Origin of the sequence: Pseudomonas sp. BO3-4 (assembly GCF_034044115.1) — a bacterium.
Classification (GTDB): domain Bacteria; phylum Pseudomonadota; class Gammaproteobacteria; order Pseudomonadales; family Pseudomonadaceae; genus Aquipseudomonas; species Aquipseudomonas alloputida.
In genome coordinates this window covers 2,638,079-2,661,222 of record NZ_CP139018.1, presented here as the reverse complement: position 1 = coordinate 2,661,222, position 23,144 = coordinate 2,638,079, and the positions used below count along the sequence as shown (strand labels likewise).

Below are 23,144 nucleotides of genomic sequence, written 5' to 3'. Positions count from 1 at the left end.
GGGCCGCAAAGCGGCCCTGGCAATACTCTGTCTCAGCGCGTAGCTGGCAGAAATCCGCTCGCGAGGCACCCGCCGACCCCGAACCGACCAAGGGTGTGGCGGCTTGTCAACCCGCCATCAACCGTTGCCGCTTCAGGCGCCGAGCGAACACAGCACGCTTTGCAGCTTGTCTCGGGTGGTATTCGTGCACGCCTGCATGGGCTCGCGCAGCTCGTCTGCAATCAGGCTTTGCAGCTGCAATGCCGCCTTGACCACGGCCGGGTTGGGCTCGGCAAAGGCCACTTTGATCCAGGGCAGCAACTGGTAGAACGTACCACGCGCGGCGGCCCAATCACCGCTGTCAACCTGCTGCACCATGCGTACGTAAAGGTCGGCGCGCACATGTGCGGAGGCTGAAATGGCCCCTGCCCCACCCAGGCACAGGTTATTGAAGATCTGCAGGTCTTCACCGGCCAGCACCTGGGCGTGGCCGTCCTCGATCAGGGCCATGGTCGTCTCGCTGTCACCACCACAGTCTTTCACCGCTGCAATGCGTGGATGGCGCACGATACGGCGCAGGGTTTCACGTTCGATGCGTACGCCAGTGCGGTAGGGAATGTCGTAGACGATCACTGGCACGCTGGCGGCATCGGCCACGGTGGCGAAGAAGGCTTCGATGCCAGCCTGCGAAGGGCGGATATAGCAAGGTGCGGGAACCAGCAGTCCGCCAATGTCACGCTGCTGGATTTCAGCCTGGAAGGCCAGCAACTCACGCAGGTTGTAACCTGACAGGCCCATCACCACCCTGCCAGGCTCCACCCAGGCCAGCACGGCATCCAGCACTGCCAGTTGCTCGGCCTTGGACAACGCCGCTGCCTCACCCGTGGTACCGCACACCACAAAACCGGCCACACCGTCTTCGAGCAGCTTCTTCACCAGCTTTTCCAGGCCTGGGAAGTCGATTTCATTGGCGCGCATTGGCGTGACGAGAGCGATCCAGATACCACGGAAATTCGACATGCAAAAACTCCTGATGTTGACCGAAAGTCAGCGTCAGCAGGGCGAAGAGTGGAAGTGGTGGCAGGGATACCTGGCGCCTTCTGTCTCGTCAGCCCACCTGACGAGACAGCGCGCCTCGGTCAGATGAGCGGCTGTTTCTTGGATTTCTTGGCAACGGCAACGCACGCGTCTGCCTGAGCGATGAAGCCCGAAGCGGAAATGGCGTGGTTGGATGTGGACATGCTGGCAAGCCCGTTGCGTAGGTATGGCTGGATAATGGTGGGGCGGCGTGCCTGGTGTCAACCCTTGGCCCGCATCGCCCCGTGCAGGCGCGCCCCTTGCAACGCAGCGATTGCCGTCACCGCCACTCGCTGTAAGGCTCCAGCGGTGTCACCGGCAGGGCCAGGTTGCCTCGCCACGGTTCGAACAGGTAGCGCAGGTAGAGCATGCCATGGCTAGGCGCATAGTCATCGCTGTGCTGCCAGTCGAAGCCGCCGCCCAGTACCCACTGGTCACTCAGGCGCCGTTCGAACAGACCGCGCAGGCGGTAGCCCAACCCGCTGCTGTCGCTGGCTTCGGTCATCGCATCGATGTTGGAGTCGACGCCATAATTCGCCAGTACCTTGCGGTTGATGTGCGCGTCCGGGTACAAGCGGCTACTGCCACTATGAGCCTGAGACCAGCTGACGGAACCTTCCAGCAGCAGCGACCAGTCGTAGTTGCGCCAGGCATAACTGACCGGCACGCCCACCGAACTGTAGCGCTGCGGGCTGTAGTAACCGCCCTGCCCCAGGCTGTAGCCGCCCAGGTCCTTGTCATGGCGCCAGTGCATCAGCGTCACGCCAACACGGACACGCTCGTCGGCCTTTTCCACCACGCGGTGGTAAAAGCCGGCCATGGCCCGGGTCCGCTGGTTGTCGGCCACGTTCTCGCCGTACAGCCAATGGTGCCCCAGGCTGGCCCACACCCCGTTGTCGCCACCTTGGTCCCAGCTCAGGCCGAGCGTGGCGCCATTGGCAGTGACCCCGCCCCAGCGCACGCCCGTCGGGCGGTCGCGTGCGCCGGCGAACGACAGCAATGAATTGCTCATCGGCCGGCGCGAGGCGGTCAGCGACCAGCCAACCTGCCCGAGGTCACCGTTGACCGTTGCGCCGCCCAGCCAGTTGTTGATTGCATAGCCCTGGGTGGTGCCCAGGTCGAACGCCCAGCGGCTGCCCTGCCAACCCAACGCCAACAGGCTACCGTTTGCAGTCTGCGATCCCCCCGTGCACGCGGGCAGTGTTTTGCCGTCAGCGGTCTGGCCAACAAACTGGCAGCTGCCGAAGTCGGGGGTGTAGCTTCCCTGATCGTTCGGCTCGAACGACCCCGCATCCATGCCAATGCGCTCTACTCGCGCAAACGCGGTGCCCTCCTGCCAAGGAGTGTCGGCATGCAACAAGGTCGACTGGGTACTCAGCTCCGACGTGCCGGGCGTACCGTCATCCTCGCGCCAGCCGTAGTCATGCATCAGCGTCACATGGGTATTGCGCTGGCGATACAGGGCGTCCACATCACTGCGCAGGCTGCGGGCCAGCCAGTCGTCGCCATCCCGCTCGCGGCTGGCCAGGGTCAATGCACGGTCATCCCGTGGCGCTACGGCAGCACGGTCCAGCAACTGCGCATCAGCCATCGCTGCCGCGTAAAGGTCCAGTGCTCGTTGAGGATCATCCTGCGCCACCAGGCGGGCTGCGTCGCGCCGCAACAACGGATCGGGTCGCGTCTGCTGCGCGGCAATCCGGTCAAGCAGCCTGGCCGCCTGATCGTGTTCACCCAGCGCGGTCCACACCGCCGCCAGGCGCCGCTGGGCGTTGCCGTCATCAGCGGCAAATTGTGGCACCTTCACGCCCAGCATGTGCCGGGCCTGCTGCAGGTTGCCTTCGGCCACGGCGCTTTCCATCACCCCAAGGCGTGCATCAGGACGCCCAGGCTGCGCGACCAGCACACGCTGGTAATAGCTGCGCGCCTTGCCATGTTCACCACGCGCGGCTGCCCAGTCAGCCAACAGCATCAAGTCGTCCGGGCTACCTTCACCACGCGCCAGGCCGGCTTCAAGCAAGGCTGTCGCCTCGGCACTGCGGCCTTGTGCCTGCAACTGCTGCGCAGAGGCCAGGGTCATACGCCGCTGAACACGCTGCTCCAGCGCGTGCATGTCCGCGCTCCAGGTCGCCTGAGGTACCGCCCTCAGACTGTCCAGAGCCAAGGCATCACGGTCGCTGGACTCCAGGAACAGGCCGTGGGCATAGCGCGTTGCCGGATCACGTGGCTGGTGCTGCACCAGCCTGGCAAATGCCGCGTCGGCCTCGCCAGTGCGCCCTTGGTGACGCAGACTGTTGGCCAGCTGATACACCAGCCAAGGCTCATCGGGAGCCAGGGCTGAAGCCTGGCCCAGCACATGGCTGGCCGTCGACCAGTCCTCGCGCTGCAGGGCTTCGTCCCCTTGCTGGCGCAGGCGCGCAAGTTCCAGGCTGCGTCGCAGGCTGGCGAACTGCGCCTGCTGCCGTGGTGGCAGGCTGTCCAGGTATGACTGCGCCTTGCCTGGCGACTGCGCCTGGTAAACGCGCATCAAGCCACGCACGGCACTTTCGTTATCCGGCGCCATACGCCGTACCTGCAGGTACTGCCGCTCGGCAGCCGCCACATCGCCCTCGGCCAGCGAGACATCTGCCAAGCCCAGCAACGCGTATTCATCCTTTGGCCGTTGCTGGCGAGCCTGCTGGTAAAGTGCGCGCGCACCGCGCACGTCTTTCACCTCCAGGGCCCGCTCGGCTTTCTTCAGCAGGGCCCAATACTGGCTGGACGACTCCAGGTCCTTCCATTGGCTGATCCAGTAGGTGTCCTGCTCCTTGGCGCTCGCCGCGCGGAACGCCGCATGGGCGTCTTCATGGCGGCCCTGGCGCATCAACGCATAACCCAGGGCCCCATGCAGGCTGGCATCGCCCGGGTACTGGCGCAGGGCGCGGCGCAGCTGCGTTTCCGCTTCGGCATTACGGCCCTTGTCGAGCAATGCCTTACCCCGTTGACCGGCCTGCCATGCCGGGTCGGCCAGCAGCTTGCGCTGCTGTTGCAAGGTCTCGCTGGCCTGTGCCAACAACGGCGAAGCCGGGTAACGCTGAAGAAAGGCTTGCCAGGCTGCCGCGCTGGTGGCACTCACGGCTTGCCCGGACAGGTAGTCGAACTCGCGCTGGGCAGCGGCATCCCGTGCACCGGGGTCTCGCGCCAGCTGATCGAGCAGGGCCAAGGCCTCGCGGTCACGCTTTTCGGCGAACAACCAACCGGCCAGGGTCTGGCGCAGCCCGGCGCTGCCTGGGTACTGCTGATCCAACCGCTGCAACTGGCGGATCGCCTCAGGGCGTTGACCTGGCAGGTTGCCGCGCACGCGCCAGTAGTCCAGGGCCAATTCAAGGCTGGGTGGTTCGCCGGCAAACAACTGTTCGTACACCGCCAGCGCCTCTTCATTACGGCCGGTAACCGCCAGCAGACGCGCCTGCTGCAAGCGCCGCGCAGGCGCCGGTTGTTGAAGTTCAAGCAGGCGTGCGGCCTGACGTGCTTGCAGGCTGCCAGGCGCCACGGCACTGATCCGCGCACTCAACTGCTCGGCTTCACTGCTGTTCTTCTCGCGCAATGCCAGGCTCAAGGCCGCCAGCAATACCTCCGGGTTGCGCGGCTCAAGCAACTGCAAACGGCCCAGCGCATCGCGCACCAGGTCGTCACGGTGCAGCGCTTCGCCACGGCGTACCTGGTCCAGCAGCCATTGGCGCTGTTCATCGATATCCTTGGGTTGTGCATCTGCCTGGCAGGTTATTGCCGCCAGCATCAACACGCCGATCATTCGCTGCATGGCGCACTCCAGGCCGGCAACAGGCGGCCGTGCGGGTCAAAACGGTAACGGGCCTCGTCGAAGCCCTGGCCGAACAGCGCCAGCACCTGGCTGTAATACGCCTTGGCCTCGACCGGTTGTTCGCGCAAGCGCTGGCGCTGGGCCGCCAGGCCGGCCACGTGCTCTGGCGAGGCAGCAAGCAATGGCAGCAAGGCCGCAGAGAAACCTGCCGGGCCATGGCCGCGGGCTTCACCGCTGCGTGCATCCAGGTGCTCAGGAGGTAGCCCCTGGCGCTGGGTCAATGCCGCCATCGGCGCATAATGGGCGACCAGTTCGCGGCGTTGCGCCGCCCCCTCGGCCAACATGCCGACCCACAGGTACACACGAATGGCGTCATAATCACCGGCATTGCCATGTTTCGTGTCTGCCGCTGGCTTTCCGGCCGGCGTCCACAGCAACCAGTCCGGTGCAAAGCCCTTTGGCGACGATGCCAACCACAAACGCCGCGTGTTGGCCGCCAGCTCACCCCACAAGGGGTCCACCTCGCTGAAGCGGTCGAGCAGCTGCAGCGGCAGGTAGCTGGGGTTCAGGCGGGTACCCTGGGCGTCTTCGAAGCCGTAGTCACCTGGCAGCAACATCACGCCAAGGCCTGGAAGCTTGCGCACGGTCTGCGCGGCGATACGCCACAGCAGGTGCTGGCCCAGTTGCGTGTAGGCCGGCTGGTCCCACAACCGCCCTGCTTCCAGCAGGCTGTAGGCGATCCACAGATCGGCATCGCTAGCGTTGTTGGCGTCCAGCACCTGCCACTGCTGCTGCCCGTCACGGCCCCACAGCCAGGCAGGCAGATGCCGGGCCAGGTCACCCTCGGCGAGGTTGTTGCTGGTCCAACGCAGCAACTGCGCGAAGGTTTGCCGGTCGTTACCTACCAGGGCGAAGAACAACGCGTAACTCTGCCCTTCCGAGGTGGTGATCAGGCGCTCGTCACTCGGGTCGATGACCCGCCCATCCACACTCACCAGCTCGGCCTTGAACCGCTCCCAGGCAGGCCATGGGCAAACCGACCCGGCATTGGCGAAGACGGGCAGGCCTAAGGCGACCAGCCCTACCAGCATCTGACGCATCATCACCCCGCCTCACCCAAGCGGCGCTTGCCTGCCCAGCGCAGTGCCCGCCACAACAAGAAGGCGAACAGCACCACGCAAACAGCCGCGATCACCGCCAGCAACACAGGGTGCTCGGACAAGTGGAACCACAGCAGCAGCCACCACGGCAGCGCGCCCACGAAGTAGTGCTCGCCGACGAACTGGCTGCTCACGCCACTGCTGCGTACCAGCGTTACCGAACCCGCCACCGCATCGAGCTTGCCTACATCGCCAAGCACGTCGCGCAGCAATGCGTAATCGCTGTCGCTGTTGGCCAGCAAGGCCACAACACTGCGCTGCTCGTGGAACGGCGACTTCAGCCCGGTGATGGCCGCAATCGGCGCCTGGGCGCTGACCGCCACGCGGCTGCTTGCAGCCACCGGCTCAGTATCGAAACGCTGGCCACCGGGCAGCGATGCGCTGCGGCCCTGCAGCAACCAGTCACGCTGGGCGCTGAGCAACAGGCCAAGGTCGGGCGCGTCGCGCAGGGCCTCGGGCAGGCTGCCGATCAGCAGCAAGTCGGCGTCTGCCGCTGCGACCTGTTGCCAGTCGTCGATCAATTGCAGGCCAAGCGCCGGGTAACCGATCTGTCCGGCCAACCCGCCAACCGTGTCGAGCAAAGTGCCGACCTGCATCGCCGTAGGTTTGGCCGGCATGATGACCAGCGTCTCGGACAGGTCGGCCATGCGGCTGAACGGGAAGCCACTGCGGGCGAATGCACGCAGATCGGGCATGGCGATGTAATGGTGGTAACCGGAAAGGTCGATGGTGGAGTTGTCGTCGATTGCTGCACGCACGTCCACCGGCAGCGAGGTCTGGCAGCGATCGCGCTGGGCGCTGCCCAGGGTACTGGCAAAGCTGAAGTCGAAGCGCAGGCGGTTACGGTCGCCAATCTTCAGCGCCGGCACCAGCGAGTTCTCGGTCAATGCAGTGTTGTCACCGGACAGCACTGCCAGGCGCATTTCTTCAAGGGTACCGCCGCGCCGGTCATTGCCCACCAGCGGCATGCTGGTGATGTACTGATCGTTGACGCTGATGCTCAGGCGCGATTCGTCGGTCACCGCTGGCGCTGTATAGCGGTACAGGGTGCGCAGCGGAATACCCTGGTTGCGCCAGACGAACAAGTCGGGCGGCAGGTTCAGTTCCAGTGTCACCGGCCGCGGTTGCAGGCCGCTGACTTGCAGTTGCTCGGGGTAATCCAGCAGCTCGGCAAATCGAACCGGCCGGTCGGTGCGCGTCCAGTTCGGCGCATCGTAGGGCTGACGCGGTTGCAGCGCGGTCATCTGTTCCACTTTGACGCGCGCGCCGCGGAACAGATTGTTGCCGACCGCCAGCGCCGAGGCGGCCTTGATCAGGTCGTCGTCGTTACGGCCCAGCACCAGCAGCACTTTGCTGAAGCGGTCGTCCGGGTGATCGATCACCTGCAGCACGGGGCCGTCGACTGGCGGGAACTGCTGCAGATCGGCGAGGAACGCCGGGCGACGGTCGTTGCTGGCAAACACGATGCTCGGTGCAGGTTTTTCGCCACGGGCCGGCAGGTGGTTGTACAGCACAGGGAAGCTGGCCTTGCGCCAACCGGCCTGGCTACCGAAGTAGGATGCCAGGATTGCCGCCGCACGCTGCTCGCCCAGGCTCGGCACGCCGCTGAACACCACCGGCAGCACTACCTTGCCGGTGTCGCGGGTATCGAAGAACGGCAACGGGAAATACGCCAGGTCGTTTTCCAGCACCAGCGCCTGCTCGTGCAACTGTACCTGGCTCTTGCGGTTAAGGTTAAGCCACAGGCCGCTGTGCGCCGGGTCTTCGCAGACATCGGTATAGTGCCCGACAAACTCCAGACGTACCCGGTTGAAGTCGCCGAGCAGTTTCGGGTCCAACGGCAGCTGGCGACGCACACGCTGGCCCAACTGCTCTTTTTCCACCGGAACTACGCCCATCAGCTCGTCGTTGAGGTAGACGCGCAGGTGCGACAGGTTCGGCAGCAAGGCTGGCGAAGGCGTGTAGTCCAGTTGCAAGCTGGCATCGGTGGCCAGGCGATCGCGACGCAGGCCGAACTCAATATGCTCGCTGTTGCGTACCCCCAGCAGCAGGCTGTCGGACGCATGTCCAAGCTGCTCGAAGGTTTTCGCAACCTGCCAGTTTGGTACCGTGGGTGTGGGTACCGCAGGCTCGGCAAGCGGAGCTACAGAAGCAGCAGCGGCGCTCTGCGACAAGGCGGTAAACAGCGCCATCGCCAGGCCCCAGGTACGCGCGGGATAACCAGTCATCATGCGTCTCGATCAACAGGGTTCATGGAAGGGATTGCCCGCGGTGTGCGGGGCCAGTAGCTGGCCAGCCACAGCGCCAGCGAACGCAACGGGCGCAACCACGCCCGCAGCCATGGCGGCATGTGCTCGACCAGGCGCACGTAACCGACGCCACCCAGCTTCAACACATCGATCAGGCTGCGCAGCGGGCGCTCGACCTCGTGCTGCTCGTTCCAGCCAAGCCAGGCATCGGCGCGGGCAAAGGTGCAGTGGACCAGGTCGATACGCTGCTACAGGGCGAGGTCGCGGAACACCAGGCCCACGTGTTGCCCGACGGTACGGGTGACGCACGCCTGGAAGGCGAACTCGCGCTGGCCGCGGTTGAGCAGCAGGCGTACCTGCTCCCCCGGTTTCAACGCCAGACCGGGCTGTACCTGCAGGCCGATACCGCCGTCGGAGTAGTCGACCAGGGTGCAGGGGTAGGCATGACCGCTGGCCAGCATCAGCCCCGCCGGCAAGCGCATCTGCACCCGATGGGCGCGGCGCACCTGGCGCACTTCGGCGGCCACCGCAACTGCGGCACCGATGATCAGCAGGTTGTAGATCACCCACAGCGAGCTGACGATCACCGTGCCGATTTCTGCCGTTGGGCCAGTGACCAGGCGCCACACCGCAAAGCCCAGACCCACCACGTTGAGCGCCGCCAGCCACAGGTAAGGCTGGGCGATACGCCAGTCGAACTGTTCCTGCTCCATCAGGCCGCCCTTGGCGGTGACGTTGAACGTGCCTTTTTTCGGCGCGAACAGCGCCACCGTGGTCGGGCGGGCGATGTACCAGGCCAGTACGGTCTCGTAGACCTCGCCCCAGAAGGTTTGTCGGTACTTGCCCTGCATGCGCGAGTTGGTCAGGCTGGCGTGGATCATGTGTGGCAGCACGTACAGCATAATCATCAATGCCGGTGCGTAGATGATGTAGGCATGCAGCAACAGGAACGCCAGTGGCGCCGTCAGGAACACCAGCCGCGGCAGGCCGGCCAGGAAGTGCAGCATCGCGTTGGCGTAGCACACCCGCTGGAACAGGCTAAGGCCACGCCCGAACAGCGGGTTGTCGGTGCGGAAGATCTGCACCATCCCACGGGCCCAGCGAATGCGCTGGCCGATGTGCGCCGACAGGCTTTCAGTGGCCAGGCCCGCAGCCTGCGGAATGCTCAGGTAGGCTGACGTCCACCCTTGGCGATGCAGGCGCAGGGCGGTGTGGGCATCTTCGGTCACGGTCTCGACGGCAAAACCACCGATGCTTTCCAGCGCAGTGCGGCGCAGCACAGCACACGAGCCGCAGAAAAACGCCGCGTTCCACATATCGTTGCCGTCCTGGATCAGGCCGTAGAACAGCTCCCCTTCGTTGGGGCGGCGGCGGAACGAGCCGAGATTGCGCTCGAACGGGTCAGGCGAGAAGAAATGGTGCGGTGTCTGCACCAGCGCCAGTTTAGCGTCCTTGAGGAACCAGCCCACGGTCAGTTGCAGGAAGGAGCGCACCGGCACATGGTCGCAATCGAAGATGGCGATCAACTCGCTGTCGGTGACGCCCAGCGCATGGTTGAGGTTGCCGGCCTTGGCATGCTTGCTGTCGGGCCGCACGATATACCCTACCCCGACTTCGTCGGCAAAGGCACGAAACGCGTCGCGGCGGCCATCATCGAGGATATAGATGCGCAGGCACTCGCGTGGCCAGTCCAGGCCCAGCGCGGCCATTACCGTGGTGCGCACCACTGACAGGTCTTCGTTGTAGGTAGGGATCAGCAAATCGACGGTTGGCCAGTGCCTGACGTTGGCCGGGAGGTTTGCCGGCTTGCGCTGCAATGGCCAGCTGGTCTGGATGTAACCCAGGATCAGCACGAACCACGAATAGGTTTCTGCCGCCAACAGGATCACCCCGAATACCAAGTCGGTGGTGTCGTTCCAGTTCAGGGTCGAGGTGTAGCGCCACCACAGATAGCGGCACGAGATGATGGTCGACAGCACGATCAGCATCAGGGTCGGGAAACGCCCCGGCATGTGTCGCACCAGCAGGGCGATGACCAGCAGCAGGCAGATGAACATCAGTTGCGCCAGATAGCCGAACGGTTCCGTCACGCACAGCAGGGCGAGGCTGAGGGCGAATACCGTCAGCACGCTATAGAACGCCCGCCGGGCAAACACGCTCAGGCCGCGCAGGCGTGCCGAGGCCTGGTGCTTGAAAGCACTGGCGCGGTAGCGCGCGGGTACCTGTTGCAATGCATCGATCAGCAGGCCGCGGTAGTGGCGCGCCACCCCGCCTGCCGCCCGCAGGTGCATGCGCACCGCGCCCAACGCGCGGCGGCCAGGCCCTGCTGTACGTGCCTGCGGTTGGCGCCGCAGCAACAACCACAGGCTCTGGATCAACAGACGCAGCGGGTCACCCAGGGTTGGGCGCTTGCCCGCCAGCTGCGGGTACAGGCGTTGGCGCTCGGCCAGCAGCGCCTGCCAGGCGGGTGACTCCAGGCGCAGAAACAGGAAGGCCAACCACACGCCGAGGGTGAACAGCCACGCGACCGGCAGACGCGCGCCACGGACAGTGAACCAGGTATAGGCCGACAGAGGGGTCAGGGTCACGGCTGGCGCCTCGTCAGACAGCGCACCGCCAGGCTTTGCACATCCCGGCAGGCCAGGCTCTGCGGTGCGTAAAGACCCAGGGGAGCCTTGTACGCCAGCGCTTCGAGGAAGGCTTCGTCGCGATGGACCACCTGGATCGGCAAGCGATCACGAAACAGGTCACGCCACACCATCAACAGGTCGCTCTGCAAGCGGCTGGCCGGGTCGTAGCGGTTGACCAGCAGCATGTCGAAGTGCTCGAGCGGGCGTCGCCCGAGCAGCAGGTGGCTGGCCATTTCGGCTTCTGCCACCAGTACCCGTACATCAGTCTCGATGCCATTGCCGGTGGTATCGCCCGGCAGTTGCGGCAGGTCGTACAACAGCCAGTCGAAATGCTCGGCCAGCTCGACCTGGCGAGCGCGCCATGACTGCGCATCGGGCACACGGTGCTGCGCACCGCCAGGCAGGTTGCCGTACGGCAGCAGGCACAGGCCATCGAGCACCTCGTACACGGCATCACTGAACGGCCGCCCTTCCCGCTCGGCCAGCGCCCAGCCCTCGGACGTATCCAGCGGCAGGTTGAAGTGCAGCCCGAGCAAGTTGCTTGGGCACAGGTCAATCAGCAGCACCCGCTCGCCCACGCCCTGCAGCGCGTAGCCCAATGCAGCCAGCAAGGCGCTGCGCCCCAGGCCTCCGCGTACCCCATGCAATGCCAGGCTGGTCATGGCGCGACCCTCTCGCGCAGGGTGACAGCTGCGTACAGCGCTTCGTCGCTGCTGGCCTTGCAGCTTTCACCCAGCAATGGCCAGCGCTGCAGGGCCTGCTGAACGCCCACCAGCATCGAGATGTCCTGGTAGTTCAGCTCTGGCATGTCCAGGTGCTGACGCAACTGGGCAATATCGTCGCTGCGGTCGGACGGGTCTGACTTGCCAGTGATCATGGGCGCTCCTTCGGAATGGGCTGCCAGTCAGGCTGGCCTTGCAGGCGCATGTAGGCACGCCCCTGGTAATTCAGCACCTGTGCGCCAGAGGTTTCGGCAACCTGCTCGGTGGTTGGCAGGTCGGTCAGCAGGCCGGGCACATCCAGCACCTGCTGCTGGCCGAGGCCCGCATACACACGCGAGATCAGCTCGGACAGCGCCAGGTAGCTGGTGGCAGCTGTGACCCGCAGCGGCTCGTTGCGGGCAGGCTGGCCCATGCCGATGAACTTCAGGCCGACCGGCACATGGGTAATCGACGGCGTGGGAATTTCGCGCATGCCAGACAACTGCATGCGGTCACCATGCAACGCGGCCCCATGCTCAGGGACAATGGCCACCACTACCCGGCGGCCACTGCGCTCCAGTTCGTCAAGGAAGGTGCCAAGCTCGCCAAACAGGCGATTGGCGCGGGTGGCATAGTCGGCCACGCGGGTACCGCCGTCGGCAGTGACGATACGGTTGCCGTCATGCAGGCTGATGCTGTTGTAGAACAGTGACACATGCTCGTCCGGGGTACCTTTGCGTTGCCCCCACCAACGGCGCAGGACATCCAGGTCACTGGCAATCGGCGAGCCGTCGAAGCCCACCAGCGCCCGTGGGAAGTCGGTATTGCGCATGCCGGGTTGCGGCATGTGCTGTTGGGTAATGTCGCCGATGAAGTTGTCGAACCGGCCGCTGTGGTTGAGCAAGGTGTTGCTCTGGAAACCCAGCCGGGCCAGGTTCTGGAACAACAGGCACTGCTCCGGAGCCGGTTGGTACAGGCCAGTGTGCGACGACTGTCCGCAGCTGGCACGCAGCACACGGATGGCGGCCGGGCCGCTGTAGGAGGTCGCCGAGTTGAACTGGTCGAAGATCACGTCCATGCGCGACAACAGCGGGTTGTCCCGCAGCCCCACGGCAGACAGATCCTCCCAGGCCAGCGAGCAGATGTTGATTACCAGCAGGTCGAACGGTTGCTCATCGGCATTCACGGCAGGGAATGCCGTCACCCGCTCGCGCTCACTGGCGAAGAAGCGCTCAAGCCAGCTGTCGAGCGTGGCATTGTCGGCTACTGCAGTGGCTGGCGCGGGTTCGGCTGCGGTGCGCGCCGCCACGCCGGGCGCCTGGCTTGCACCCAGCGACGGCAAGCCGCCGACCGACAGCCATGCCAACCCCAGCAGGCTCAGGGTGCTCAGGCGCAGCCAATGGCGTAGGTACAGGTAACCCACCAGCAACATTGCCAGCGCCCCCAGCAGGTTCCAGTTGATGAAGCGGCCCAGCAGCTCGAGCAGATAGTCCCACGAGAAGTCCAGCACCCCCGGCTGCGCCAGCAGGCGGCTGAAGGGTGGCAGCCAGGTGTCCTGGTAGAAAAGCGCGATAGCGATTGGCACCGCCAGCAGTTGCCGGGCAATACGCAGCCACTTGCCCGGCAAAGGGACAAGCAGAAACGCAGCGAACAACAGGTTCGGCAGCGCCTGGAAGTCGAGCATGCCAAGTGCGACCAGCAGAAACTTTGCAAAAAAATAGAGGTTCCACCCTCCCAGTCCAGGCCAGCGGGCCAGTACCGGGAGGGTGATGGTGGTATTAGTCATTCTGGGGTTCCTGGCGTGCAGCGCGGCGGCGTACGCCCAGCGGTTTCAGGTAACGGGGGGGAAGGCGACGGCGCAACACGCCACGTAATGCCGAACACAGGCGCACGAGCAACAAGGCCAGGCCCAGCGTGACGAGTGCGGTAATGCCGACCACCTGCAGCAGTTGCACGAAGTTCATGCGCCACCCCGCTTGGCCAGGCCAACCTTGCGCGGTGCCAGTGCCGACCATGCCTGTGCAGGCAGTTGCGCCGCCGTGTCGCTGCGGGGTGGCTGCGGTAGGTTGCTGTCGAGGAAAGCCGGAGTGGCCAGGCTGTCGACACCGGCAAGCACCTCCTGGCTGATGAACAGCTCTTTCCATGACAGCTGGAAGATGTGGTCAAGCGCCTGCTCGACCCCTTCCGAGCGGCAAGCGAACAGGAACAGGAACAGCACCTCGCCAACCACGCAGGCAATGTCGCCATCACGGCGGAATACCGTACGCGAGCAAGCCTGCAGCGGGGTCAGGCCGGGCGCCGGACGCAACACCAGCAACTGGTGGACGATTTCGCCGTTGCGCACCCCGTGCCACATGCTTTGCACAGCCTCGGCGAACGCCCGTGGCGCTACCAACCCACAGATGGCCAGCGGCCGCAGGCGTGCCAGCAAGGCATCGAAGTCGGTTGGCAGGTGTCGACGCCAGACGTAACCCTGGATGCTCTCGACCATGGTCAGGAAGCGTGACAAGCTGGCACCGAACGGCACGATCTGGCTGGCACCACAAGCCAGCAGCAACTGTTCGTCTTGATAACGCAGGGTCGGCGCCATTTCGCGCACCACCAGCTTCAAGGCGTTGCCACGCGACTGCCGCAGGTGGTGCAGTTGGCGCGCCAGGCTATCCAGACGCTGCCCACCGTCCATGGCAAAGATCACCGTGGCAGACACCGCCCGGCTGGCTTTGCCCCCCAGTTCCTCAAAGCTTTCGCAGACCTGCCAGTGTTCAGAGAAGGCTGGCGCGCCTTCCAGTACTGGGCGCTGGGCCAGGCACAGCAACTCGTCGCCACCGGTGTCGCTGGGTGCCTGAGGCGTGGCAGCAACGGCAAACCCCGCGCTCAGCCGAGTCAGCTCCATGTCCCGGGTGGCTGCTTTGCCAAGCGGGTTGCTCCAGAAATGCTGCAGGTAGCGCACCCCACCTTTGCCGCGGTACACCTGCCCCAGGCCGTCGAGGCACTGGTTGAAAACGCGCAGGCGCTCGACCAAGGCGGTGCTCTGTCCCCCACTGACGACCAGCAGCAACGCCGCTTCAGCCAACAACGCCGGGCGCAGCGCATTGCACCAGTGCTCGACTTCGGTATCCGCCCAGGCGTGTGCCGGTGCCAGCAGCACCAGCACACGCCCACGGGCATCAAGACGAGGCAGGTCTTCAACCAGATAACGGGTGGCTTGCGAGTTGGCCTCATACAACGCGAGCTCGGCCGGGCCGCGCGCTGCGTCGAGCGCACCCAGCACGTCATCCATGGCTTGCGCATCGGCGATCAGGGCTGCCCTGGCATTATCGGGCATGCCTTCGACCACCTGGCGGCATAGCAAGGAGGCGTCTTCGGCGGCGTCACAGGCTAACCAGTACAGTCCTTGTTGATGAAGCTGGCTGCTCTCGACGCTCAGGCCGGAAATCGCCAACAACTGCATTCCATTAGTCAAAACACTGGCTCTACAAAAGGTAAATTGAAACGGTTTGAAGGCGGAATGTGTCACATCCTCTGCTGACGCCTTATGACTCATGTCAAAAAAACGACGAAAAGGATACCGAGCACAAAGTCGCGTCAATTATACAGCATCAGGGCAGAATGAAATCAATCTGAAATGTAATGAGTTGCAAAGGTTTGTTAACAAACACCCCAAGGCCGACCTTTTCCGGGTTAAAAACAAAAGTCGGCAAAGGCAAGCCGGCAGGGCATTGGCCAGGCAAAAACCGTTTTCCGGAGACAAGCATGCTGCGTATCTTTGAACGTCGGCTCGACCCCTTCCCACCCGACGAGGTACCACCGCCGCCCGTTGGCCTGTTGCGCTTCATGTGGGCTTGTACCCGCGGCGCCCGTGGCTACATTCTGGCGCTGGCACTGCTCAGTGCCGGGGTGTCGATATACGAAGCCTGGCTGTTCGCGTTCCTCGGCCAGGTGGTCGACCTGCTCGCGTCCTGGCAGGCAGGCGGTACTGTTGGCCCCGAGGAAAGCCGTGTGCTGTGGGGTATCGGCATCGTCCTGCTGGTCAGCATCGGGCTGGTGGCGCTGCGCACCATGGTTCAGCACCAGGTGCTGGCGATCAACCTGCCGCTGCGGCTGCGTTGGGACTTTCACCGCCTGATGTTGCGCCAAAGCTTGTCGTTCTTTTCTGACGAGTTTTCTGGCCGGGTCACAACCAAGGTGATGCAGACGGCACTGGCAGTGCGCGATGTGCTGTTCACCCTTATCGAAATCCTGCCGGGGATTGGCGTGTATTTCATCGCGATCATTGCCCTGGCCGGCGGCTTTGACCTGAAACTGATGCTGCCCTTCATTGCCTGGGTCGTGCTGTTCGGCTTGGCCATGCTGTACTTCGTACCCCGGCTGGGCAAAGTCGGGCAGGAGCAGGCCAATGCCCGGTCGTCGATGACCGGGCGGGTTTCTGACGCTTACACCAACATCACCACGGTGAAACTGTTTTCGCACTCCAACCGCGAAGCGCACTTTGCGCGCGCAGCCATGGAAGACTTCAAGCAGACCGGTTTTCGCCAGATGCGCCTGGTGAGCCAGTTCGAAATCGTCAACCAGGCGCTGGTGGTGGGCTTGATCTTTGGTGCCGGTGGCTATGCACTGTGGCTGTGGCACCAGGGCCAGGTCGGCACCGGGGCCGTGGCGGCAATCACCGCCATGGCCTTGCGCGTCAACGGCATGTCGCACTGGATCATGTGGGAAATTACCTCGCTGTTCGAAAACATCGGCACCGTGCAGGACGGTATGGCCACCCTCACCCGCGGCCCCAAGGTACAGGATGCGCCGGGTGCTGCAGAGCTGGTCACCACGGGTGGCGCGGTGAGTTTCGACAAGGTCAGCTTCAACTACAACGGCGAGCGCCAGGTGCTCAATGAGCTGACGCTACACATTCGTCCAGGCGAAAAAGTCGGCTTGGTCGGCCGCTCCGGCGCCGGTAAATCCACCTTGATCAACCTGCTGCTGCGCTTCTACGACGTGGATAAGGGGGAAATACGCATCGACGGGCAGAACGTCGCCAAGGTCACGCAAGACAGCCTGCGCAGCGCCATCGGCATGGTCACTCAGGACACCTCGCTGTTGCACCGTTCGATTCGCGACAACATTGCCTATGGCCGCCCCGATGCTACCGAAGCACAGATCCGTGCTGCTGCGGCCAATGCCCAGGCCGACGGTTTCATCAGCCAGCTCAGCGACCGCCAGGGCAACAGCGGTTATGACACCCTGGTGGGTGAACGCGGTATCAAGCTGTCTGGCGGCCAACGCCAGCGCATTGCAATTGCCCGGGTGATGCTGAAGAACGCACCGATCCTGCTGCTTGACGAAGCCACCAGCGCGCTGGACTCGGAGGTGGAAGTGGCCATTCAGGAGAGCCTGGATGAGATGATGCAGGGCAAGACCGTTATCGCCATCGCCCACCGGTTGTCGACGATCGCCGCCATGGACCGGCTGATCGTGATGGATGAAGGGCGCATCATCGAGCAAGGCACCCATGCCGAACTGTTGGCAAAACAGGGTACCTATGCACGGTTGTGGCAGCACCAGAGTGGCTGGTTCCTGGGTGAGGATCGGGGCGTGGCCGAGGCTGTGGAGTAAGCAGAGGCCGGGGGCAGCCAGCGCATACCCAGGCTTCGAAAGCCTGCCCAGTCAATGCATTGCGCCCCTGACGATGTTCATAGTCGCTGCTCATACGATAGCGCCGCCTGCACCCCATTGGCTGGCTGTTGCAATAAGCCTCGGGGCAAGCGGAAGCCTTTGAACGGTTGCTGGGTAATAGGATTGAAGGCTTTTTCAGCGTTAAGCCGATAGCGCATCACGCCATCTCCGGTCCGGAAGCTCAGGTCCACGCTGGTCGCCGTCCGGCCATTGAGCGCGCCGCGGCTGAGCAAGCGGAACATCGACCACGGGCCACGGTACTCCAGGCTGCTGCTGTTGCCATTTTGCCTTAGCAAGGTGAGATTGCTACGGACCTGCTGCCCCAGGGTATTGGGCCAGACAATACCCGTGATATGGCTTGGGCCATGGGTGTAGGCAATCAACTGGCCATCCAGGTCCAGCAGGCTGGTACGCTGGTTCGCACTGAGCCCCAAGGGCTCGATGCTGAACTGCACACTCAGCTGGCCACGCTGATCGAAGAAGGTTTCGCGGATGCGCTCCGCCAGCTCGAGCTGCTCGATCACGTCGGCACGAATCAGGGATTGCCCGTGCTGAGCGGACTGCAAAGCCTCAAGGTTGTCCTTCAGGAAAACCTTGAGATACCGATCATTAAACTGCTGCAGGCGCCCTTTCGGCCCGAAGAACGCCTCGAAGTCATCCAAAGAAGCATCGGGTGCCTTCACCACAAAGGGGTAGCGGCCTGCCAGGCGTTGCTGGAAAAAACTGTACACGTCAGCATCCCAACGTCGCTCCAGTTCGCGCAGTGCTTCGACGTTCAGCACCTGGGCAGTCTGGTCGGCGAGCTTTCTGACCTGGTGGCTGATAGGCTCCGGTAAACCTGTGGCAACACGTTGCAGGGTGCCGATCGGGTCCTGCCCTGTCATCGCAAAGCGCTGATGCACGGCTTGCAACGCGGCCTTGCCGCGGTCCGGGCTGTCCTGTACGGCCTTGGCGTAGTCCAGCACGGCCGCAACAGCGCCGAGGGTTTCATCGTAGTAGCTCGGCTTTTCTCCTGTCGCCTGCAGCATGGCGCCCAGGCCTGCAAACGCCCGCTGGATAGCCAACGCTTGCTGTTGCTCGGGTTTTCCGGTTGCTACCCGCAGCGTACTCAGCTCACCCGGTGATTCAACAACTGCTGGAGACGCAAGCGAGGTGTTATCCCTGACCGTATCCAGCAGCCGTTGCAACGGTGCTGCGGGGCCGGTCAACTGCTCCAGGATCGCGACACCATGGTCCAGATCACGGAAGTCAGCCACCGTAAACGCGTTCAGGGCGCGCCGCCAGCTGTCAATGTAATCGGCGCTGTAGAGGTTATACAGCCGCTCGGTCAACGCATCGCGGTCGACGTCCGAATAGTCGAGTTGACTGCGCTCCCCCAATGCCCATTGATCAACCATCGCCATTTCAGCGAAGCGTTGGCTGTGCGGCTCGAAGTAATCCCTGAAGCCCTTGGCGGTGAGCATGCCGGCCAGCCTTACATCCTCCCCCCCTTGCCTTGACCCGGAAGACGGCTGGTACACCACATCGAACGCAGGCCCTACCTGGTGGCGCAGGTCCAGCCCGGCGTGCACCTGCTCGTACGATTGTTGTTTCAGCCCAGCGTAGACCCGCTGTGGCAACGGCAATTTGCGCAACGCCTGCTGCACTTCGCTGACCCGCTGGCGGTACTGCGGCAAATCGGTATCGGCATAGGCCAAGGCGTACTTCAGGTGCTGCATGAGGTCACGCTGCAACTGACCCTGGCCAGGAAAGGCCCGTTGCCACTGACGGGCCATCCAGTCCTCGACCCATTCTGGCCGGCGGCTATTGCGGTCCTCGATCATCCGGTAAACCCTGAGCGCGGCCATTTGTTGCTCACTGCCAGGTGGTGCAGCGTTCATGGCATCGATCACACCACTGGCCAAGGCCGGCAAGAAACGTTTCGACAACAAGCTGAGGTACGCCTCATCAACCAAGGGACCAATGTTGCGCCCTTGATACAAGCCAAAATCGGCAACCACCGGCCAGGCCGCACGATAGTCTCCAAACACCGCCACCGCATCGCGAATCTGGTCCAGTGGCGCCAGCAGGTTGCGCCCGGTCGGATCAAGACGCATATCGACTTCGTGACCGCCGTACTCCTGGCTTTTGGCGAGCACACTGGCAGCCTTGGCGCCATTGATCTCGGCGTAACGCTGCCAGCTGGCAATGGCGATACTGAACGCCAGGATGCCTACACCAGAGCCCACCCACAACAAGTGGCGCTTGCTGCGCGCTACCCGAACATTGTCGCCCGCCAGCCCGGCTTCCTGGTAAATAACCCGCCTGAATGCTTGCTGGATGAAATAGACCAACGCCTTCCCCTGTGCTTTACCTTCACGCAGGGGTAGCTTCGTCGTGTAGGGCTGAGCCGCTTCACGGACAAAGGCATTGCGCATGTCGCCTTGCTGTACCACAGACGACCAGTACACACCACGCACCAAGGGTGGCGTGGTGAACCGGTCACTCGCCAGGGTTTCGCGCAAGAATGCCTGCAGTATGGGGCGCAACCCGATCAGCTGTGCATGCAGTGAGAACAGGCGCACGCACGGTGCTGTCTTGCCCAGTACATCCAGCCGATCGATGACCTGCTCATGCAATTGGGTGAGAAGCCGCCCGTAGTGCTCGTCATACTCATCCAGCCAGGCGTCGAACGCGTCAACCGCATCCAGCTTGAAGGTGAACCCCAACAGGCTTTCACGCTTGGCGGCCGGAAGCTGGCTGTAGAACTGGTCGAAGCCGTCCAGCAGATCGAATTTGGTCAGTACCACGTACAGCGGCAGGCGCGCGCCCAATTGACTGCTCACTTCGTACAGGCGTGTGCGCAACCCATGGGCCAGCGCGACGCGCTGCTCGGGCTTGCCATGCAGCAGCGCCGGCAGGTCGACCACCAGCAACACACCATTGAGCGCCCGCTGGCTTCGCTTACGCTGCAGCCAGCCCAACAGGTGCTCCCATAACCGGGCCTGGATGCCGGGCGGCGCGGAGGCATTGGTGGGGTCGTTGGCCGCCGAGCCCACCGGTGGTTTTTGACTGATGAAAACGCCGGGCGGGTCGATGATCACGGCATCGTCGCTGACCCACCAGCCTACCGGATAGGCCAGTGCTTCAGCCTGTCGGCCCCGTGCCTGGGCCTGGTCGATACGCGTCAGGGTAAAGCGCTGATCGGTGCGGTCGATGAAGCTGCTTTTACCGGACTGTTCGTCGCCCAACACCAGGTACCAAGGCAGCCGGTACAACGCGCGTCGCCCACCGGCATTGTCGAGATACCGCTCAAGCCCCTGGCTCAAGGCCCGCTCTTGCGCCTGCACGAACGGTAGCGCGACATCCTGTTCGGCGGCCAGTACCTGCCGGCGCTCCGCTTGCAGGCGGCGAAAGCGCGTGCGCAGCACCCCAAGCCAGCACAGAAGCGGCACCAGCACGAGCACCAGGCTTGCCACGCTGCGATGAGCCACACTTGCCAGCGGCTGCTGCTCCCGCCACGTCCATTGCGGGCCAAGCCACCAGATAGCGACCAGCATCAGCAAGGCGCCAAGCCCTAGCAGCAGCGGCAGCGCCAGGCCAATGCGCGTTACCCACGGCCAGCCCCAACGTTTGAGTTGCGTCCATATTTGATTCATCGAGGCTCCTGATCCTTGTCTTGAACTGCCAGCACTGGGGATGCCGCATACTGCTGAAGCCGCTGAAACACCTCGGGCTCCCACGCACTGGCGGTGGTTTGCTGCATGGTTCGGGCAACGTTGGCGCACAGGTCTTGGGCCAGCCAGGACACACCCCGCGCGGCCAGCAGATCAGCTGCAATCACGGTGGTGTGGCAGCGCTCACGGGGAGCACGAAAGCCCGCTTGCAGCCCTTGCAGCCGAAGGAGCAGCGGTTCTACGCCACCGGTTTCCAGCTGGCTGACCAACTCCTCGCGCAGGCCGCTGAATTCCTGGGGGGTTGCACCTTGGCCAGACGGCCCTTGCGTGCCCTTGAGCCAGGCCAGGCACTGGTCGTCGACAAATACCAGCCCGTCGCTGAAGCACAACTGCTGCAGCGACGGCATGCGCTGTACAAACCGGGCGGTGGCACAACGGATGGCTTCGGCCACCTCGCACATCGCCAGCTGTGTGGCGACGGTCGCAGCCAGAAAGCTGCCACGAATCCAGAAGGGGCAAGCCGTCAGGCTCTTTTCAATACGCTGCAGCAAGGCGGGGTCAACCGCCTTACTGGCAATGGCCTCTTCATAGACCCGCGTGATGTCCAGCGGCACCGCCATCAATTCCGTACGGTTGCCCTGCCTGACCTGGGGAGCAATCTGAATGTGCGCCCACAAACCGAAACGCCGTAACTGATAGCCGGTAGCGTCGTAAGGGTCCTGCTGGTTGATGAGCTCGGCCATGGACAGCACGGCCCGCCGTGTCTCACGCTCATTGCCCATCGACATGCGTGACACGGGTGTGGCGATGACATCGGCCAACGGCGCAGGCTTCTCGGTTGCAGCCGGCGCTTTGGGCACAGCAGCCTCGCCAACACCGTTGGCAAGTTCCGAGTACTTGCCTAGCAGGCGCTCAAGTTCGCCCAGTGCTGCCGTGTCCAGCTGCACCGTTTCCTGTTGTTGCAGGCGTTTCAAGGCAGCCTGCGCTGCCGCTGCGTGGGTCGGGGTGTAGGTAAAACGATCAAGACGCGGTAGCGCCTCGGCCAAGCGATCGATCACCAGGGCAACCAGCTTGCGTTTGCCCAGGAAGCCTTTCGGTCCCGGCTTGGGATGAGCGGCTTCCCAATAGCACTCGAGCATGCCGGCCAGCAACGCCAAGGTGCATCCCCACTGCTCCCAGCAGCCGCTACGCAACCATGCGGCACTCAGGTGCGCAACGATTCGCAAGTGCTTGCATTGCTGGCTCAGGTACTGACGGGACGCGTCTTCGATGTAGACCCAGTCGATCGAGGCTTCCTGCAGCCCACCCAGCTTGACCATCTCCTGATCAATGGCCTGATAGGTTTCGTCCTCGACATCGAACAGGCCAGCCGGAACTGCCGGATCAATCGGCGCGAGCAACCGAGTGACCTCTTCCCTGGATACCTGCGCTACCACCGACATGTGCTTCGCGCCCGGCTGATCAAGGGGTCCAGGCCTTGCGCATCGAAGGTCAGCCCGTCGACCTCGCCGTGATCACTCACAACCTCGATACGCTGGGCACCGATCAGCTTCCTGATCTGCTCGATGGCGGGCAGGCCCCGCCCGGCATCGAGCACTTGGCCGTTCTCCATCACTTGCCAGGGCGTCTCACGGGTAGACCAGCCCTCCCCGCTCAGGCGTACCTTGACCCAGCTTGCTTCGATCGGACGCCTGGCAATCAGCTGCAGCCGGGAGATGGCCTGTATGCAACTGATTGCCATGTAGGCACGTTCATCACCCGATGCGATGGCGGGCGCCGAAATCACAAGCGCTGGTGCGCCTGCCCCGTCCTGAGGCTGGCTCCCGATGCGAAACGTCAGGTCATCCGGTGCCCGTTCAGCTTCATTTGCCATCACACGCAACACCGTGGGGGCCTGCTGCTCCGGTGCAGACCACTGCCGTTTTGGCGTGTACGCCGGGGTGCCAGCAGCCTGATCGAAACAGGCCAGTCGCTCGACGTTGGACACGATCCGGGGACATTCCCGCGTGGAGCCTGCCAGCACCGGCTGCAGACAAAACAGCAACGAGAGACCAGCGCCATATGCACAGCGGTTAATCATCCTGAATTTACTCTCTGAATAGTACAAATGGCCTATATGACGCAAAGAACTTTCCTACAAATAGATAGCAATGCCCATGCACCCGCGCGACCAATTAAAACAAATCCAGCAGAAGCCTATTACACAGTACCGAATGCACACAAACA

General features: G+C 63.5%; 14 protein-coding genes and 1 pseudogene. 1 reads left to right on the top strand and 14 read right to left on the bottom strand.

Annotated features, from left to right (window positions below; genetic code table 11):
• Nucleotides 1-132 precede the first annotated feature (132 nt).
• From dapA to REH59_RS12265, 11 genes and pseudogenes are all read right to left on the bottom strand, one after another.
• A complete protein-coding gene (gene dapA / locus REH59_RS12315; RefSeq protein WP_014859241.1) occupies nt 133-999 on the bottom strand; it encodes a 4-hydroxy-tetrahydrodipicolinate synthase in 867 nt (288 codons plus the stop codon).
• Nucleotides 1,000-1,336: 337 nt separating this feature from the next.
• A complete protein-coding gene (gene bcsC / locus REH59_RS12310) occupies nt 1,337-4,855 on the bottom strand; it encodes a cellulose synthase complex outer membrane protein BcsC (protein ID WP_014859242.1) in 3,519 nt (1,172 codons plus the stop codon).
• On the bottom strand, nt 4,843-5,958 hold the full coding sequence (bcsZ, locus tag REH59_RS12305) for a cellulose synthase complex periplasmic endoglucanase BcsZ (protein ID WP_014859243.1): 1,116 nt from the start codon (nt 5,956-5,958) through the stop codon (nt 4,843-4,845). Before bcsZ ends, bcsC begins: the two co-directional genes overlap by 13 nt.
• A complete protein-coding gene (gene bcsB, locus REH59_RS12300) occupies nt 5,958-8,246 on the bottom strand; it encodes a cellulose biosynthesis cyclic di-GMP-binding regulatory protein BcsB (RefSeq protein WP_014859244.1) in 2,289 nt (762 codons plus the stop codon). Before bcsB ends, bcsZ begins: the two co-directional genes overlap by 1 nt.
• Nucleotides 8,243-10,852, bottom strand: a pseudogene (gene bcsA / locus REH59_RS12295) (UDP-forming cellulose synthase catalytic subunit). Before bcsA ends, bcsB begins: the two are co-directional and overlap by 4 nt.
• Nucleotides 10,849-11,556 (bottom strand): cellulose biosynthesis protein BcsQ, encoded by a 708-nt coding sequence (gene bcsQ, locus REH59_RS12290; protein WP_012052046.1) that lies wholly within the window; start codon nt 11,554-11,556, stop codon nt 10,849-10,851. Before bcsQ ends, bcsA begins: the two are co-directional and overlap by 4 nt.
• Nucleotides 11,553-11,771 carry a cellulose biosynthesis protein BcsR gene (bcsR, locus tag REH59_RS12285; RefSeq protein WP_014859246.1) on the bottom strand — a complete coding sequence of 73 codons (219 nt, stop codon included), beginning with the start codon at nt 11,769-11,771 and terminating at the stop codon, nt 11,553-11,555. Before bcsR ends, bcsQ begins: the two co-directional genes overlap by 4 nt.
• Nucleotides 11,768-13,381, bottom strand: coding sequence for a cellulose biosynthesis protein BcsG (gene bcsG, locus REH59_RS12280; protein WP_320450576.1), 1,614 nt, complete (start codon nt 13,379-13,381; stop codon nt 11,768-11,770). Before bcsG ends, bcsR begins: the two co-directional genes overlap by 4 nt.
• A complete protein-coding gene (gene bcsF, locus REH59_RS12275; protein WP_010953551.1) occupies nt 13,374-13,559 on the bottom strand; it encodes a cellulose biosynthesis protein BcsF in 186 nt (61 codons plus the stop codon). Before bcsF ends, bcsG begins: the two co-directional genes overlap by 8 nt.
• The gene (locus REH59_RS12270) at nt 13,556-15,046 is read right to left on the bottom strand and encodes a BcsE family c-di-GMP-binding protein (protein ID WP_014859249.1); all 1,491 of its coding nucleotides are present in this window, start codon (nt 15,044-15,046) and stop codon (nt 13,556-13,558) included. Before REH59_RS12270 ends, bcsF begins: the two co-directional genes overlap by 4 nt.
• Before the next feature lie 148 nt (nt 15,047-15,194).
• Nucleotides 15,195-15,350: a hypothetical protein gene (locus REH59_RS12265; RefSeq protein ID WP_162996129.1), complete on the bottom strand. Its 156-nt coding sequence runs from the start codon at nt 15,348-15,350 to the stop codon at nt 15,195-15,197.
• On the opposite strand from REH59_RS12265, the gene REH59_RS12260 reads away from it, so the two are divergent.
• Nucleotides 15,349-17,202: an ABC transporter ATP-binding protein gene (locus REH59_RS12260; protein ID WP_014859251.1), complete on the top strand. Its 1,854-nt coding sequence runs from the start codon at nt 15,349-15,351 to the stop codon at nt 17,200-17,202. The genes REH59_RS12265 and REH59_RS12260 overlap by 2 nt on opposite strands.
• Before the next feature lie 77 nt (nt 17,203-17,279).
• Here REH59_RS12260 and tssM read toward each other — a convergent pair whose 3' ends face one another.
• From tssM to vasI, 3 genes are read right to left on the bottom strand one after another with little or no spacing between them, the layout of a single operon-like run.
• On the bottom strand, nt 17,280-20,900 hold the full coding sequence (gene tssM / locus REH59_RS12255; RefSeq protein WP_014859252.1) for a type VI secretion system membrane subunit TssM: 3,621 nt from the start codon (nt 20,898-20,900) through the stop codon (nt 17,280-17,282).
• A complete protein-coding gene (gene tssA, locus REH59_RS12250; RefSeq protein WP_014859253.1) occupies nt 20,897-22,360 on the bottom strand; it encodes a type VI secretion system protein TssA in 1,464 nt (487 codons plus the stop codon). The genes tssM and tssA overlap by 4 nt, the downstream gene beginning before the upstream one ends.
• Nucleotides 22,348-22,998 carry a type VI secretion system-associated protein VasI gene (gene vasI / locus REH59_RS12245; RefSeq protein ID WP_175442706.1) on the bottom strand — a complete coding sequence of 217 codons (651 nt, stop codon included), beginning with the start codon at nt 22,996-22,998 and terminating at the stop codon, nt 22,348-22,350. Before vasI ends, tssA begins: the two co-directional genes overlap by 13 nt.
• Between the last annotated feature and the right edge of the window lie 146 nt (nt 22,999-23,144).

Coding starts and splice junctions, on each gene's coding strand:
- dapA (WP_014859241.1), bottom strand. CDS start 999: ATGTCGAATTTCCGTGGTATCTGGATCGCTCTCGTCACGCCAATGCGC.
- bcsF (WP_010953551.1), bottom strand. CDS start 13,559: ATGAACTTCGTGCAACTGCTGCAGGTGGTCGGCATTACCGCACTCGTC.
- vasI (WP_175442706.1), bottom strand. CDS start 22,998: ATGATTAACCGCTGTGCATATGGCGCTGGTCTCTCGTTGCTGTTTTGT.
- tssA (WP_014859253.1), bottom strand. CDS start 22,360: ATGTCGGTGGTAGCGCAGGTATCCAGGGAAGAGGTCACTCGGTTGCTC.
- REH59_RS12270 (WP_014859249.1), bottom strand. CDS start 15,046: ATGCAGTTGTTGGCGATTTCCGGCCTGAGCGTCGAGAGCAGCCAGCTT.
- bcsR (WP_014859246.1), bottom strand. CDS start 11,771: ATGATCACTGGCAAGTCAGACCCGTCCGACCGCAGCGACGATATTGCC.
- REH59_RS12265 (WP_162996129.1), bottom strand. CDS start 15,350: ATGCTTGTCTCCGGAAAACGGTTTTTGCCTGGCCAATGCCCTGCCGGC.
- bcsB (WP_014859244.1), bottom strand. CDS start 8,246: ATGATGACTGGTTATCCCGCGCGTACCTGGGGCCTGGCGATGGCGCTG.
- bcsC (WP_014859242.1), bottom strand. CDS start 4,855: ATGCAGCGAATGATCGGCGTGTTGATGCTGGCGGCAATAACCTGCCAG.
- REH59_RS12260 (WP_014859251.1), top strand. CDS start 15,349: ATGCTGCGTATCTTTGAACGTCGGCTCGACCCCTTCCCACCCGACGAG.
- bcsQ (WP_012052046.1), bottom strand. CDS start 11,556: ATGACCAGCCTGGCATTGCATGGGGTACGCGGAGGCCTGGGGCGCAGC.
- bcsZ (WP_014859243.1), bottom strand. CDS start 5,958: ATGATGCGTCAGATGCTGGTAGGGCTGGTCGCCTTAGGCCTGCCCGTC.
- tssM (WP_014859252.1), bottom strand. CDS start 20,900: ATGAATCAAATATGGACGCAACTCAAACGTTGGGGCTGGCCGTGGGTA.
- bcsG (WP_320450576.1), bottom strand. CDS start 13,381: ATGACTAATACCACCATCACCCTCCCGGTACTGGCCCGCTGGCCTGGA.